This window comes from Mesorhizobium sp. P2_A12, from assembly GCF_056405075.1.
Genome location: NZ_JBFUCU010000003.1, coordinates 538502 through 552508 on the forward strand (window position 1 = coordinate 538502; position 14007 = coordinate 552508).

Below are 14007 nucleotides of genomic sequence, written 5' to 3' on the forward strand. Positions count from 1 at the left end.
GATGATGAGCCGCGATGATCCTTTCGGACTGTCGGAGGATCGCGAACGCACTCGCATTCGATTGACCGGCGCGCCGATGCCGCGGCCCATGGCGCCACTCTTGCCGGGCGCGGTTGTCAAGCGGTCCCGCACCCACCCGAACGCGCTCGTCAACGCATTCGCGCCGTTGCTCGAGTTCGCTCCCGAGCTTGAAAGCGCGCTGGCGCCGGACAATCCGGAAGCATTGCGTACCCGGTTGCTCGAAGAGCTGGTGCGGGCCCGCGACACGGCAATGACGGCGGGATCCTCAATGGAACGGGCCGACCAGGCAGCCTGGGCCGTGGCGGCGCTGCTCGACGACCTGGCCCTCAACACGCCATGGGGCGGGGCCAGCGCCTGGCCACGGCAGCCGCTCGTGGTCACGCTGCGCGGCGATGTCGATGCCGGAACGCAGTTCTTCACACGTCTCGACGAACTCGAGCGCCATCCGAACCGGGATCGCGAATTGCTGGAGTTGCAGTATCACTGCCTGGCGCTTGGCTTCCGTGGCAAATATCGTGTGGCAATCCGGTCAGGCGACCGCTCGATCAATGCCGTTCGCGTGGCGGCGGCACGCTTCCTGCGCGATGTCGACGCCGAAGGCGCGCCCTTGTCGCCAAACTGGAAGGGCGTGATCGCATCCGACGAGCCGCAGCGGTTCATCGTTCCGATCTGGGTCATGGCGCTCGGTGCGGCGGTCGTTGCCACGGCAATCCATGTCGGGCTCTCGACGGGACTGAGCAGCCAGGCGGTCGAGCTTTCCGCACTTGTTCGCGCGTTGCCGCCGCCCGCACGCGGCGACATCACCCGTGCATCGCCCAAGGTCGATGCCCCGCCGCCGGAGAAAGTGGATTTTGCGCTGTTGCCGGAATTTCAGGCCGGGGCGCCAGCCGAGCTGAAATCCGCCCTCAGCGGCACCGAGAGCGTTTCGGTGGCCAAGCTGATCATCCAGGCCTCCAACCCCGAACTGTTCCAGTCTTCGAGGCCACAGCTGACCGAGGGCTTCGAGCCCCTGATCGGATCGATCGCCAAGGTGATCCTCGCCAATCAGGAGCTCATCGGAAAGATCACGGTGATCGGTCATACGGACAGCGTTCCGCTGCAGAAGACCAATCCGCTGTCGACCAACCAGCGATTGTCCGAGGCTCGCGCCCGGACGATTGCCGACATGCTGGTCCAGAACGGAGTGCCCCAGGACCGCGTCCGCTCCGAAGGCCGCGCGGCCACCGATCCAGTAGCCAGCGACAGCACGCGCGAGGGGCGGGCCTTGAACCGCCGCGTCGAGGTGCTCGTCGAAAAGAGGCTGTGAGATGTTCATCCTGCGCTTCCTCTGGGCGGTCCTGACATCTCGCTGGCTGTGGACGCTGATCGGCATCACGCTGCTCTCCCTGGTCATCTGGGTGTTCGGTCCGATCGTCAGGGTCGGTCCCTACGAGCCGTTCGCCTCTGAAAATGTGCGCATCGTCATCATCGCGCTGCTGGTCATCTTCTGGCTGATCTGGCTGATCGTCGCCCAGCGCCGGGCGATCCGCGCCAACCGCATGTTCGTCGCCGAGATTGCCGCACCAGCAGTGGAAAAGCCGCTCAGCCCCGGCGAAGAGAATGTCGCAGCCGTGGGCGCCAAGTTCGCCGAGGTGATGGCCGAGCTGAAGCGCCGCAAGCTCGGCGGACGCAAGTTCCTGCGCGAGATGCCGTGGTATGTGATCGTCGGGCCGCCGGCCACCGGCAAGACCACCGCCTTGCGGCAGTCCGGACTGAATTTTCCGATCGACCTCACCGACGACCTGCAGGGGGTCGGCGGGACGCGCAACTGCGACTGGTTCTTTTCCGAAAACGCGGTTCTGATCGACACCGCCGGCCGCTATGTCCAGCAGGAGAGCCAGCCCGATGTGGACGCGGCGGAATGGCTGGGCTTCCTCGACCTTTTGAAGAAGCACCGGGGCCGCCGCGCGCTCAACGGCGTGATCGTCGCGCTTTCAATCGACGTGCTTTCGGAAGGCGACGAAGCCATCAAGGCGCACGGTCGCAAGATCCGCCGCCGGTTGGCCGAGCTCAACGACCGCCTCGAAATCCGCCTTCCAGTCTATCTGATGCTGACCAAGGCCGATCTGATCAAGGGGTTCGAAGCCTTCTTCGGCGGCTTGTCCACCGCCTCGCGCGAGCAGGTCTGGGGAACGACCTTCGCGCTGGATGCGCGCGTGGATGCCAAGACCATCGAACGAGAGATTTCGACGCTGGCGACGGAACTCGAGCGGCGGCTGGTGCCGCGCCTGGAGGATGAGGACAAACTCGCCGCCCGTGCCGAGATCTTCAGGTTTCCCGCCCAACTCGCAAGCCTGTCCGAACCGATCCAGGTGCTGGTCGAGGCGATGTTCGGCGAAAGCCGGTATGAAGAGGTCGCCTGGCTGCGTGGGCTCTATCTGACATCGGCGACGCAGGAAGGGGCACCCATCGACCGGCTGACCGCGGCGCTGTCTTCTTCCTTCGGCCTACCGCCGCGGCGGGCCCTGCCCGCACCACGGGTCGAGAAGCGCAGCTTCTTCCTGAAGAACCTGCTCACCGAAGTCATCTTCAAGGAAGCCGGCCTCGGTACGTTCGACCCGCTGGCGCAACGCCGCCGCGCCTGGATCTGGCGCGGTGCCGCGGCTGCATGTGCCGTGGCGGGCTTGCTGGCCAGTGCGGTGTTCACCTGGTCCTACTACGACAACCGCAATGCGATCTCGGCCCAGGCAGGCCAGTTCGAAGCGCTGCAATCGCCGCTGACCTCTGTTGCCGCAACCCCGGCATCGGTAGAGCAGCCTGCCATGGACGGCGCGCTCGGTGCGATGGACGCGGTCGCAACTGCCCGGACGGCACCGCCGGGCGCCGCCCATGACCTGCTGGGGCCATCGGCCTCGGCGGAAATGGTGCGGGCACAGACCGACACCTACGACCACGCCCTGCGCAACGTCCTCGAGCCGCGCATGGTCGCACTGCTCGAGGCGACCATGTGGCGGCAGATCCGCGATCCGGATTTCATGCTCGGGGCGCTGAAGACCTATCGCATGATGACGGGCCTGTCGCAGATGGATGCCGATTACGCCCAGAACTGGTGGGTCAACAGCTTACCCGAATTCGCCGCCGCGGCACCATTTCCGACCGCCGATGCCGAAGAGCACCAGCTTGCCGCCATCCGCCGGATGACGGTCGACGATAGCTATATCGCGCCCGACCAGGCCCTGGTTGCCGAAGCGCTGAAAACGGTGTGCACGATTTCACTGCCGGCGCGTGCCTATAAGCAGTTGCTGGCCGATCCGGCAGTGGCCGAGCTCAAGGAGTGGATCCCAGCCAATTTCGCCGGCCCCAACGGGGGCAAGGTGTTTGCGCGGCGTTCCGCCAAGACACTTCGCGTCGGCGTTTCCGGAGCCTTCACCTATTCCGGCTTCCACGACGTCATTCTCGACCGCATCGACGATGTCGCCGCCCAGGCGGCGCTCGATCGCGCCGTTTTCGCCGGCGGCTGCTCGGAAAACTCCGAAACCTCGGTCTCGGCGCTGTCCGAGGATATTCTGAAGCTCTACTACGACGACTATATCGCGCAATGGGACAGCTTCCTGCGCGACATGAGACTGGCGCCACTGACCGATCTCAATGTCGCCGGCGAGAATCTGAAGGACCTCTCGAGTGCAGACTCGGCGCTGAAGCGGCTGCTTACGGCGGTCGTTCAGGAGACCGAGTTGACGCGCTCCGACGAGGAGCCTGCAGACAACAAGGCGGCCACCAAGGGCGCCTCGAAACTGCTCGGCAAGCTTGGCAAGCTCGGCAAGCTGGCAACGAGCGGTGCGAAACTGCTTCCCCGCGCCGGGTCGGCCAGCGAGGTGGACCTGACCGGCAATCTGGTGGCCGAACATTTCAAACCACTCAAGAGCACCATCGCCGAGGTCGACGGCCAGCCGCCGGCACTGGATGCCGCCGTTGTCGCACTGACCGCGCTTTCCAATGTGCTGCAGACGGTCACCGCGAACCCCAATCCGCAGGATGCCATCAAGAAGCAGGGCGGCCTTGCCGAACTGACAGGTGCGGTCGCCAGGCAGGCGCAGATCCTGCCCGACCCCATCAACACCTGGCTGGGCGGGATTGCCGGTGACACCAGCAATTTGACCCAGAAGGCGGTCACGTCGGAGCTCAACGCCATCTGGCGGGCCGACATACTGCCTTTCTGCCAGGCGGCGCTGACCGACCGCTATCCGTTCAGCGCCGAGAGCGCGGTGGACGTCAATGTGCGTGATTTCGCCCGCCTGTTCGGACCGGCCGGGATGATCGACGGTTTCATCAACGACCACCTGATCAACTATGTCGACACGACCAGCCAACCATGGAAATGGCGCGCCGATTTCGGCCTCGATCCCGCAGCGCTGGCGGCGTTCGAGCAGGCCAGGCACATCCGCGACGATCTCTTTCCCGGTGGTACCGGACCGGTGATGAGCTTCACGCTCGAGCCGAAGGACCTGTCTCCCAACGTCACGCGTGTCACGCTCAATCTCGATGGCCAGAGCCTCGTCTACTACAACAACGCGACGCGGCCGCAACCCATGACATGGCCCGGCAAGGACGGCACCGGGGTCATTTCGCTGGCCTTCCAGCCGATCGACGGATCGCCCGAAATCCTGCTCAACGAGACCGGCAGCTGGGCGTGGCTGAGGATGCTGCGCAGCGGCCGCTTCGCCGGCACTTCGCTGACCGATGTCTACAGCCTGCGCCTGGGCACGAAAGGCATGTACGCCGATTTCGAGCTCAAGGCCGCCAGCGTCGAAAACCCCTACAATTTGGAAATGTTCAAGAAGTTCACATGTCCGCCGCAGATATGACCCTGCCCGGCTTTTACGGGAAGATGCCCGCCACCGGCGATTTCGTCACGCGGCGCCTGCCGGGGGATTTTGTGCGCGTCTGGGACCGCTGGCTGGCGCAGCATCTCGTCCCGCTGTTTGGTTCGGAATTTTGGCCAAGCACAACCGCGTTGCGCTTCCTGGCTGGCCCGGCTTCCTTCGGCGCGTCGGCAGGTATCATTTTGCAGAGTGCCGACAGAGTTGGCAGACAATTCCCTTTGACCATCGTTGCGCAGCTTGCTGAAGTGCCCGTTCAGTTGGCCGACGCCGAGGCCTGGTTTGCCAGCATCGAAGAGGCGGCCATCGCTGCCCAAGGCGGCGAGCTGACGCCCGACGAACTGGATGCCGCGCTGAGCGCCCTGCCCGTGCCGATTGTCGAGCCAAGCGAAGAGCTCATCAGCGACATGGTGATGTGGACCGCCCGTTCGGACATTTTCGACATCGATCCGCAATCGCCGCAAACGACGCTGGAGCGGATCTTTGCGGCTAGCTGGGAGATCAGCTGATGCAGATCTGGAACCAGACCGGCTTTGCGCATGAATTCACCATAGGCATGGACAAGGAAGCCCGTGAGTACATCGTCGTTGTCGTCAAGGGCACTTACGATTTCCCTACGGAGCCGGGCGCGCCTGTGCGCAAGTCGGCCGAGCAGGTGCCGCTGGTCATGGCTGATACCCAGACCGGCGTGCCCGGCTATTCGGCTACGCTGTGGGAAACAGACTTCGCCTTCCGCAAGCCGCGCTGCGACGTGATCGCCAATGGCTGTGCCTACGCGCCGGGCAGGCGTCCAGCCGAGCGCGTACCGGTCGGCATCAAGGTTGGCAATTGGTCAAAACTGTTCGAGGTCGTCGGCCACCGCGAATGGCGCTCCATCGGCCCGGTCTTTACCGCCACGTCGCCGCAACCCTTCCTGAAACTGCCCATCTCCTATGACGTCGCCTGGGGCGGAGTCGACAGGCTGGATCCGGAAGACCAGCTCCCCGCCAGCTACAAATACAATCCGGTCGGAACCGGCTGGTCGCGGACCAGGAACCAACGGCTCATTCCCGGCCTGCGGCTGCCGAATACGCAAGCTGTCGGCGAGGATATCCGCACGCCGTTCGGCGACTACAAGCCGCTGAGTCTTGGCCCGATGGGCCGAGGCTGGCCGGGACGCATCGAATATGGCGGCACCTACGACCAGAACTGGATCGACAATATTTTTCCGTTCCTGCCGCCGGATTTCGACGAGCGCTATTTCCAGATGGCGCCGCCAGACCAGCAAATCGACCATCCCAGAGGCGGCGAGGAGGTGCAGCTGGTGAACCTGACACCGGAAGGGCGGATGAGTTTTCGGCTGCCTTCGACGGCGTTGCCGATCACCCTCTTCAAGGGCAGACTCAAGGCCTACGAGGCCGACATCTATCCCGACACCGTTCTCTTCGACCCCGAGAAGCGCCGTTTCTCGCTGGTCTGGCGCGTCTCGCAGCCGATTCGCCGTACTGTCCTCGACTTTGCTGAATGCTGGGTTGGCTCCCCAACGCCCGGCATGTTGCACGCAAAGACCACTGGGAAGCGTTACATACGCAAGTTTGATTTGCCTCCGACTGATTAGAATGAGGAAGCCGCGTGAGCGCGAACCTGGATGTTATCTCGGTAGGTATGGTAACGGCCGTCGGTCTCGATGCACCTTCCAGCTGTGCAGCTATGCGAGCGAAACTCGACGGCTTTCAGGAGACCAAATTTCATCGGGTCGGCGACGAGTTCGTCATAGGCGCGCCCGTGCCGTTGCCGCGGGAGTGGATCGGCGAGAAGAAGATGGCGCACCTCGCTGCTGCCGCGCTGACGGAGGCTATAGGAGATCACGAATGGCTTCCGGACAAGACCGCCGTTCTGCTTTGCATTGCAGAGGAAAATCGTCCCGGCAGGCCAATCAGGGATGTGCCCTCGTTCCTCTCTCATGTTTCCAGAATAACCGGGTATGACATTAGTCAAGGCTGTATGACAGTTGCTCATGGCCGACCTTCTGGACTTGTTGCGTTGGACAAGGCGCGCAAAATACTTAAAGAAGGGAATGCGTCGAGCATCCTTATATTAGGAGTCGATAGTTACCTCACACCGGCAACAATCACCCATTACATCGCTAAGTGGAGACTTTTAACGTCGGACAATCCGAACGGATTTATCCCTGGTGAGGCCGCCGCGGCAATATTGTGCAGCAACGTCGAGCGAGGGCAATTGCAATTGGCAGGGGTCGGATTAGCCCGAGAGCGAGCGTCGATCTATAATAACGACGATATTCCGCTTCGTGGCGACGGAATGACCTCGGCATACAATATTGCCCTGACGGAAGCCCGCATCCAAATGAATGATATCGGGTACCGGATTTCCGACCTGATCGGGGAAAAATACTGGTTCAAACAGACCGCTCTTGCAAATCTGAGACTCTCAAGGGGCCCGCGGGACTTCATTGATCTGTGGTCGCCTGGCGAATTCTTGGGAAATGTGGGTGCGGCCGCGGTGCCAGCTATGATTGCGATGGCGCGGACGGCGGCCTGCAAAGGCTACAGCTTTGGCAAATCCGTTCTGGTGGAAGCGTCAAACGATGCCGGCGCATGCGGTGCCGCAGTCTTGACGTCGCGTGTTTTATAGATGGCCAATGTTTTCGCCAACAGTTTGGAAATTTCCGGCAAGGCAACCGATGGGAAGACCATCGCTGCGTTTCCAGACGTTTGCTTTACGCCGCCGGAAAATCCGGCAACCCCGCCTGGTGTGCCGATACCGTATCCGAGCTTCGGATTCGCAAGTGATACCGAGAATGGGACAGGTACCGTAAAAATCTCAGGAAAAACAGTTAATATTAAGAACCAATCCGATCTGTCTAAGACAAGCGGCACTGAAGCGGGCAGCGCAGCCAAAAAGGGAGTTATAACTTCCAAGAATACAGGAAAGGAATATTATAGATCTTGGTCAAATAATGTCAAATTTGATGGTGAACCTGTTATCCGTTTTACGGATATGGCAACGAATAACCACGCGTCCGACGTGGCCAACACGCCCCCTTGGATACACGTACTTTCCCCGGCTCCTCCTGGGCTGAATTGCGCGAAGATCTTGACCGACTGCGGTCTTCAGCTGCACGCACACAAGGACAGCCCCTGTGTGTCCCCGGATCAGTCGGAACACATGATGCAGAACGCGTTATTTCAAAACACACGAGGCGGATCGGCCGGTTCGATTGCGGAGTTTCCGAAGTATTCCGCCAAGGAAGCACCGTGTATTTGTATGAAGGGGCCAGGTAATATAAACGCAGCCTCGCCCCACGGCGCCAAGACGACTGCGCAGCACGCATTCGCGATGGGCTGCGGGCCGACGCGACCAACAGTCGACGCCGCGATCAAAAACGAGCTAAAAAGCATCAAAGAGCACCATCCCAAGATCAACGCCAACGCTACACACAAAAGCGCTCAGGATCAGCCAATAGCAGACGAAGAGACGCGCAAGCTCGCGCTTGAATGTCTGGAGGCGATCATTCGAGCCTACCTCGAACATTGTTCCGGAAAGAAGGGGGACGATCTTAATCAGACGAAGTGCCGCGTTCCTTGGGGCGACAAGGTGCCCGGCGCAAGTGTTTCGTCGCCTTCAAGCCTATAGGAGGTATAGATGGACAGGAAGTTTATTCGCGAATGCATAACGGTCATAGCCCATGGGGGTGGTGCCGCCAGCGTTCTAGTTGTGTCGACAGACGAGGATCGCCAGAGCTTCAACAGCGAATTATTTCGTTTTTCCGATATAGAATTTCCGCCAACTCAAACCTTTCAGGTCGATGACTGGATATCATCTATGTGGGCATCACCGGCTGGCACATATTTTCTCGCAGGTGTCCTCGGCGACTGCTTCACCAATCTGTCCGGGAGCTTCGCGCGCCAGCAGGCCACGACCAATCGCCTTTTTCGAATATGGGGGCTGCATGACCACGCGGTCTATGCTGTTGGTGCTGACGGCACATGCGTTCGCTTTGACGGTGCCAGGTGGCTGCCGATGAGCGAAGGCCTTTCAGGCCACCTCTACGCGATATCGGGTAGGCGGGAGGATAATTTGGTGTGTGCCGGAGACGGGGGCTTTGTCGCGAGATACGACGGAGTACGATGGCAGCAGATAGAACTGCCAACCAACGCCGCCTTCCGTGCCGTTCATGTGATCACCCGAGAAGACTTATATCTTTGCGGACTGGACGGTGCTTGTTATCGCCTTCGTGACGGTGAACTCATTTCCATCGATGCCGGAGACCACGATTTATATGCGGTTGAGGATTTTCAAGGCGAGACCTATTTCGCGTCGGCCGCATCGGGCGTCTTCAAGATTAAGGGTGATCGCCTCGTCTTGGTAAAAGACAAGGCAAAGGGTTATAGTTTATCTGCAACGGAAAGGTTCCTTTGGTCATGTGGCCTGGAACAAACTGCGAGATTCGACGGAGAAGGCTGGCGGAAGGTTGACTTTAACTGACGTTTATTATTTCTGCATCGAAGTATAAATTTATTATATCTTCCTGGAGGGCCTGATTATCGGTCGCGCTTGTGCCAATGTATCGAGCAAGTATGCTCGCACCCCCACTGGATCGAGTTCATGCAGCTTGGGCGGATTGTCGACCGACAGCATTCTCACGACGAAGAGTTCGCCGCTATCGGGAAATTCCTGGTATCGCTCCAAGGCGATCCGCTTGCCGTCTTCCTCGGCTACCCGAAGCCCATCCAGGTGCGCCTCCAGCCTAGCGAGCAGCCGCGCGACACGGAGTTCGTCCATGTCCGGGTTTTCGTCCGGATACAGCAGATGACGGTCATATACCGTCCACAGGAAGGCTGCCATCTCGGCGTGCTGGCGCACGATCTCCGGCAAGATGGGCGCGCGCGACATCAGTTCAGATTCACCGAGCCGCCGCGGATGCGATTGGTTGCGCTGGCGTGGCTGGTGACATAGGTGCCGCGGATGGTGATGTGCCCGTCCTTCTCCATGATGATTCGCGCCTTGCCGCACTGCAATTCGATCCGCTCCTTACCGGTGATCGTCACGTGCTCGCCGTCGCGGATCACTTGGGCCGGGCCCGAGGCGTGCGCAATGCGTGCAGGTACAACAATCCGTCCGACAATCAGTGGCCTTTCGGGATCTCCCTCTTGGAACAGTAGCGCCACCTCCGCCCCGATCGCCTCGCGTGAGAGTTCGACAAGACTTCGCGCCGGCAGTGCCGTCTCCTTCGGATTGCCGGAGAAGACAACCAAAGGTGTGCTCGCGTCGAAGCCGAGCAGGATGCCGATCACCACGCCATCGATTCGATCCCTGACGTCGTTCATTGCCACGTCCCTCAGTTCTGCTTGATCTGCGAGCCCTTCATCGTGATGTCGCTCGACGCTTTCACGTTGATCTTGCCTGAGCCATTGATTGAAATGTCCTTGCCTTCGATTGAAATCGTCCCGTCTTTCTTCAAGCCGATCGCTGCCGATCCGCACTTTATCATGATGGAATCGCCGGCCTCTATAACGAGATCCTTGCCGATCTTGATCAGGCCATCCTCGCCGGCTTCGATCTCCGTTCCCTTGGCGATCTTGAGCCCGTGTGAACCGCCGATTTCCGTTACGTCGTCCTTGCCGATCGTGGCGCTGCGGCCAGCGCCGACTGCGAAGGATTGATCCGCGCCAATCGTGACATCCTGGCCGGCGCCAACCGTCACGTTCTGTCCGGCCCCGATGTTCCAGGTATCGCCTGCCCCGATATCGTGGCTCTGGCTGATGCCGACCGTGACCGATCGTATGGCACCAATCGTGTTCATCTGTGCCGCGCCGACTGTTCGGGTCTCGGCGGCGCCGACCGTGTCGATGCGTGCTGCGCCCACTGTGATGGTCTGGACGATCCCCACCGTCTGGGAATGGTTGGCGTCGATGTTCTCCGTCGAGTTCGACACGACATGAATGGTCTCGTTGGCCATGACCGTCAGTGAACGGTTGGCGCCCACCGTCTCGGTGTCGTTCGAGCCGATGTTCGTGGTCTGGTCGACGCCGACCTTGACGGTCTTGTTGTTGCCGACGTCCTCGTCGAGGTTGTGGCCGACGGAGTGCTTGGCGTCGTGGTCGATGCGGTCGGACTGGTCGTGCTGGACGAGCTTGGTGCGGTCGTGCTTGATCAGAAGGTTGTGGTCCTTCTGCGCCTGGAAATTGACCAGCTCGGAGCCGGCCTTGTCCTCGAACATCAGCTCATTGTAGCCGCCGCCGCCTTTGGAGGAGTCCGACTTCCAGCCGGACTGCGTGGCGCTGCCCGGCAGTCCGTAAGGCGGCATCTGGGAAGCGTTGTAGATCCTGCCGGTGATGATCGGCAGGTCCGGGTCACCCTCGATGAAATCGACGATCACCTCCTGGCCGATGCGCGGTATCTGGATGAACCCCCAGCCGCTGCCGGCCCAGGTCTGCGAGACGCGCACGAAGCAGGAACTGTTCTCATCCTTCTTGCCCAGACGATCCCAATGGAACTGGACCTTCACGCGGGCATATTTGTCGGTGAATATTTCCTCGCCGGATGGACCGACCACCGTCGCGGTCTGCGGCCCGCGCATGATTGGCCGTGGCGTGATCCGTGGCGGGCGATAGGGCACGGCGGTCGGCGCCACGCCGAGGATCACCTGGAAGTTCTCGCTGTCGACGTCGGCAAGGGCTCTGTAGCCCGGGTCGAACAGCCTGTATTCGGCGCTGACCACCAGATATTCCTGGTTCTGGTCCTCGCGTGGAAAACCGTCCAGCGTGAACTTGCAGCCCGAATAGAGGCCGCGAACGGTGCCGACAGCGGCGATGCGCTGGTGCACGGCCTGGATTTCCTCGCGGCGGATCGCGGCCAGGCTGTCGCCCCGGCCCACTTCGAGATGCGCACCGGGCTGGCGGTAGTTCTCGCCCGCGGCCAGCTTGTGGCTGAACGGCTGGGCCGACTTGGCCATCAGGTCGGCGCCCGGCTTCTTGAAATCATAATCGGTATGAGCGTAGGCGCCCGGGCGCACCGAACTGCCCGGTATCCATTCGGTGATGTATTCGACATCGCGCCGGGAGCCCTGACCTTCAAAATGATAGGGCACTTTCTCGTAGCCCGGCGCAGGCTTCAGCTTGCTCATCGCGTCGACCAGGACAAGCGTGTGCTTGCCCTCGTCATGCTCGAAGAAATACAGGATCCCTTCATGCTCGAGCAGTCGCTGCACGAAATCCAGATCGGTCTCGTCATACTGCACGCAGTATTCGCGCGGCGGGTAGGATCCCTGCAGGCGCAGATCGAATTCCGCCACGCTGTATTTCTTGAAGATGTCCTTGACGATGTCGACGACGCTCTTGTTCTGGAAAATACGGCAATCGGTGGTGTTGCCGAGAAACCAGAACCACGGCCTGACGACCGCTTCGTAATAGGCCAGCCGGTCCTCGATGCGGGTGAGCCGGAACTCGGATACGATGCCGCTGAACCAGCGTTTCGGATCGGATTCACCTTCGACCGAAACCGGACCACCCAGCATCTTCAGCGGATCGATATTGGCGTCCGTACTTACGAACCCCGCCGTATAGGCGAAACAACGGCTGATCTCATCGCGCCCGATGAGATGCGTGAAGGTCAACAGGTCGGCGCCAACCGGTGTCTGCACAACCGTGGCACGTTCGTTCGGCATGGGTCGTGCCCCTCCTGGACGCGGCCGCCGGCGCGATGGATTGAAGTTCCCGCACGCTGTTCAGGAACTTTTTCGACCCGCCGCACCAGGCCACCCGGAGCCTACCACATGTTGCCCTGCGGACCAAAGAGGGCCGGTGGCGCCTGAAACTTGCCCTGTCGAAGCAACGGCTCGGAACGCGGCTGTGCTGTTCTACGCGCAAACTGCTAGAATGGTGCAGTATCGATCAACGATCTGCGGCGATCCTGGATGTACATCAGTCTGCAAATCAGCAATGTCGACGCCCTGCCCGCCGGCATCCCGACCGGCTACGCAGCGCGCGATCGCGGCTTCGAGATCGGACGCGATGCTTGTGACTGGACCTTGCCAGATCCCGACAAGTTCATCTCGGGCCGTCACTGCGAGGTTCTGTACGAGGCAGGCGCGTTCTGGCTGCACGATGTCTCGCGCAATGGGACCTTCATCAACGGGTCGAGCCAGCGCATGACCGGCCCGCATCGATTGGGCCATGGCGACAGGATGCTGATCGGCCGTTATGTCATCGTCGTATCGATCGACGAAGAGCGCGCCACGGCGGGCTATCCTCAAGCCAACCAAAATTCGACGCCGCGGGAAATGCCGGTCGCGACGGGCCGGCCGCTGGAATTCGGAGGCGGGGCCTTCTTCGAGCCTGCGCAGCAACGGCCGGGGCAGCGCATTCCAGTGTCGGCGTCCTCGACGTCCCCGACACCGCTGCCCTCGACCAGGGACGAGGTGCTGAGGGAGATCGCTATCGGAGCCGGCATTTCGCCGGAACTGCTTCAATTGCGCGACCCGCATGAAGTTGCCGCCGAAATCGGCGCGGTTCTGCGGGCGGTGGTCGAAGAACTGACCTTGCTGCTGAAAGCCCGCGCGGCCGCGAAAACGTTGGCAAAGAGCACACAACGAACGATGATCAGCGCCGCGGACAACAATCCGCTGAAGTTCGTTCCTGGGACCGACGACATCCTCGAAATCATGTTTGCCCGCCGCAGGGCCGGCTATCTTGATGCCAGGCGCAGCATCGAAGATGCATTCCGCGATCTCAAGACGCACGAATTTGCCACCTATGCAGCCATGCAAGCCGCGCTCTCCCGGCTGCTTGACGACCTGTCGCCCGAGGCGATCGGCAGGAAACTCCCGCCTACCTCGTTTACGTCGAAGAAGAGCCAGGCCTGGGACGCCTATGTCGCGACATGGCGGACCATGGAGGAAGCACACGAAAACGGCATGCTGGACATCTTCCTGGCCTATTTCAGCGAGGCGTACGCCAAAGCCGACAAGCAAAAATAGGCGATCCCAAGAAACGCGTGGCCAGGAAACGCGTTGCCGGGAAACGCATGGCCAAGTAACGCATGGTACAGCAGTCGGCGAAGAAAAGTCCCTTCGACGCCCGGCATCCGGTTCCAATCGACGATTTCTGAGATTACGATCACATAC

Annotated in this window: 11 protein-coding genes; 8 read left to right on the plus strand and 3 right to left on the minus strand. The window is 61.0% G+C overall.

Features of this window, described 5'->3' with window-relative positions:
- Nucleotides 1-4 precede the first annotated feature (4 nt).
- Genes icmH through AC1DZU_RS10160 form a run of 7 tightly spaced genes read left to right on the plus strand, consistent with a single transcriptional unit; the run spans nt 5 to nt 9368 of the window.
- Nucleotides 5-1327 carry a type IVB secretion system protein IcmH/DotU gene (gene icmH, locus AC1DZU_RS10130; RefSeq protein WP_477284144.1) on the plus strand — a complete coding sequence of 441 codons (1323 nt, stop codon included), beginning with the start codon at nt 5-7 and terminating at the stop codon, nt 1325-1327.
- A gap of 1 nt (nt 1328) precedes the next feature.
- Nucleotides 1329-4865 (plus strand): type VI secretion system membrane subunit TssM, encoded by a 3537-nt coding sequence (gene tssM / locus AC1DZU_RS10135; RefSeq protein WP_477284146.1) that lies wholly within the window; start codon nt 1329-1331, stop codon nt 4863-4865.
- Entirely contained in the window at nt 4847-5389 is a 543-nt protein-coding gene (tagF, locus tag AC1DZU_RS10140; RefSeq protein WP_477284148.1) for a type VI secretion system-associated protein TagF, read from the plus strand. The genes tssM and tagF overlap by 19 nt, the downstream gene beginning before the upstream one ends.
- Nucleotides 5389-6477, plus strand: coding sequence for a DUF2169 family type VI secretion system accessory protein (locus AC1DZU_RS10145; RefSeq protein WP_477284150.1), 1089 nt, complete (start codon nt 5389-5391; stop codon nt 6475-6477). Before tagF ends, AC1DZU_RS10145 begins: the two co-directional genes overlap by 1 nt.
- A gap of 14 nt (nt 6478-6491) precedes the next feature.
- The gene (locus AC1DZU_RS10150; RefSeq protein WP_477284152.1) at nt 6492-7514 is read left to right on the plus strand and encodes a 3-oxoacyl-ACP synthase; all 1023 of its coding nucleotides are present in this window, start codon (nt 6492-6494) and stop codon (nt 7512-7514) included.
- Nucleotides 7515-8516: a DUF4150 domain-containing protein gene (locus tag AC1DZU_RS10155; RefSeq protein WP_477284154.1), complete on the plus strand. Its 1002-nt coding sequence runs from the start codon at nt 7515-7517 to the stop codon at nt 8514-8516. It begins immediately after the preceding gene.
- A gap of 9 nt (nt 8517-8525) precedes the next feature.
- Nucleotides 8526-9368, plus strand: a complete 843-nt coding sequence (locus AC1DZU_RS10160; RefSeq protein ID WP_477284156.1) for a beta propeller repeat protein — start codon at nt 8526-8528, stop codon at nt 9366-9368.
- 33 nt (nt 9369-9401) lie between these two features.
- Here the strand turns inward: AC1DZU_RS10160 and AC1DZU_RS10165 are convergent, their stop codons facing one another.
- The 3 genes from AC1DZU_RS10165 to AC1DZU_RS10175 are packed head-to-tail and all read right to left on the minus strand — an operon-like array spanning nt 9402 to nt 12549.
- Nucleotides 9402-9776 (minus strand): hypothetical protein, encoded by a 375-nt coding sequence (locus AC1DZU_RS10165; protein ID WP_477284158.1) that lies wholly within the window; start codon nt 9774-9776, stop codon nt 9402-9404.
- Nucleotides 9776-10210, minus strand: coding sequence for a DUF6484 domain-containing protein (locus tag AC1DZU_RS10170; RefSeq protein WP_477284160.1), 435 nt, complete (start codon nt 10208-10210; stop codon nt 9776-9778). The genes AC1DZU_RS10165 and AC1DZU_RS10170 overlap by 1 nt, the downstream gene beginning before the upstream one ends.
- A gap of 11 nt (nt 10211-10221) precedes the next feature.
- A complete protein-coding gene (locus AC1DZU_RS10175) occupies nt 10222-12549 on the minus strand; it encodes a type VI secretion system Vgr family protein (RefSeq protein WP_477284162.1) in 2328 nt (775 codons plus the stop codon).
- Between the two features lie 249 nt (nt 12550-12798).
- Here AC1DZU_RS10175 and tagH point away from each other — a divergent pair, with 249 nt between their 5' ends.
- Nucleotides 12799-13860: a type VI secretion system-associated FHA domain protein TagH gene (tagH, locus tag AC1DZU_RS10180; RefSeq protein ID WP_477284164.1), complete on the plus strand. Its 1062-nt coding sequence runs from the start codon at nt 12799-12801 to the stop codon at nt 13858-13860.
- Nucleotides 13861-14007 lie beyond the last annotated feature (147 nt).

What these genes read in the sequence shown, in the direction of transcription:
- tagF (WP_477284148.1), top strand. Translation starts at nt 4,847, where the DNA reads ATGTCCGCCGCAGATATGACCCTGCCCGGCTTTTACGGGAAGATGCCC.
- AC1DZU_RS10160 (WP_477284156.1), top strand. Translation starts at nt 8,526, where the DNA reads ATGGACAGGAAGTTTATTCGCGAATGCATAACGGTCATAGCCCATGGG.
- tssM (WP_477284146.1), top strand. Translation starts at nt 1,329, where the DNA reads ATGTTCATCCTGCGCTTCCTCTGGGCGGTCCTGACATCTCGCTGGCTG.
- AC1DZU_RS10165 (WP_477284158.1), bottom strand. Translation starts at nt 9,776, where the DNA reads ATGTCGCGCGCGCCCATCTTGCCGGAGATCGTGCGCCAGCACGCCGAG.
- AC1DZU_RS10175 (WP_477284162.1), bottom strand. Translation starts at nt 12,549, where the DNA reads ATGCCGAACGAACGTGCCACGGTTGTGCAGACACCGGTTGGCGCCGAC.
- tagH (WP_477284164.1), top strand. Translation starts at nt 12,799, where the DNA reads ATGTACATCAGTCTGCAAATCAGCAATGTCGACGCCCTGCCCGCCGGC.
- AC1DZU_RS10145 (WP_477284150.1), top strand. Translation starts at nt 5,389, where the DNA reads ATGCAGATCTGGAACCAGACCGGCTTTGCGCATGAATTCACCATAGGC.
- icmH (WP_477284144.1), top strand. Translation starts at nt 5, where the DNA reads ATGAGCCGCGATGATCCTTTCGGACTGTCGGAGGATCGCGAACGCACT.
- AC1DZU_RS10155 (WP_477284154.1), top strand. Translation starts at nt 7,515, where the DNA reads ATGGCCAATGTTTTCGCCAACAGTTTGGAAATTTCCGGCAAGGCAACC.
- AC1DZU_RS10170 (WP_477284160.1), bottom strand. Translation starts at nt 10,210, where the DNA reads ATGAACGACGTCAGGGATCGAATCGATGGCGTGGTGATCGGCATCCTG.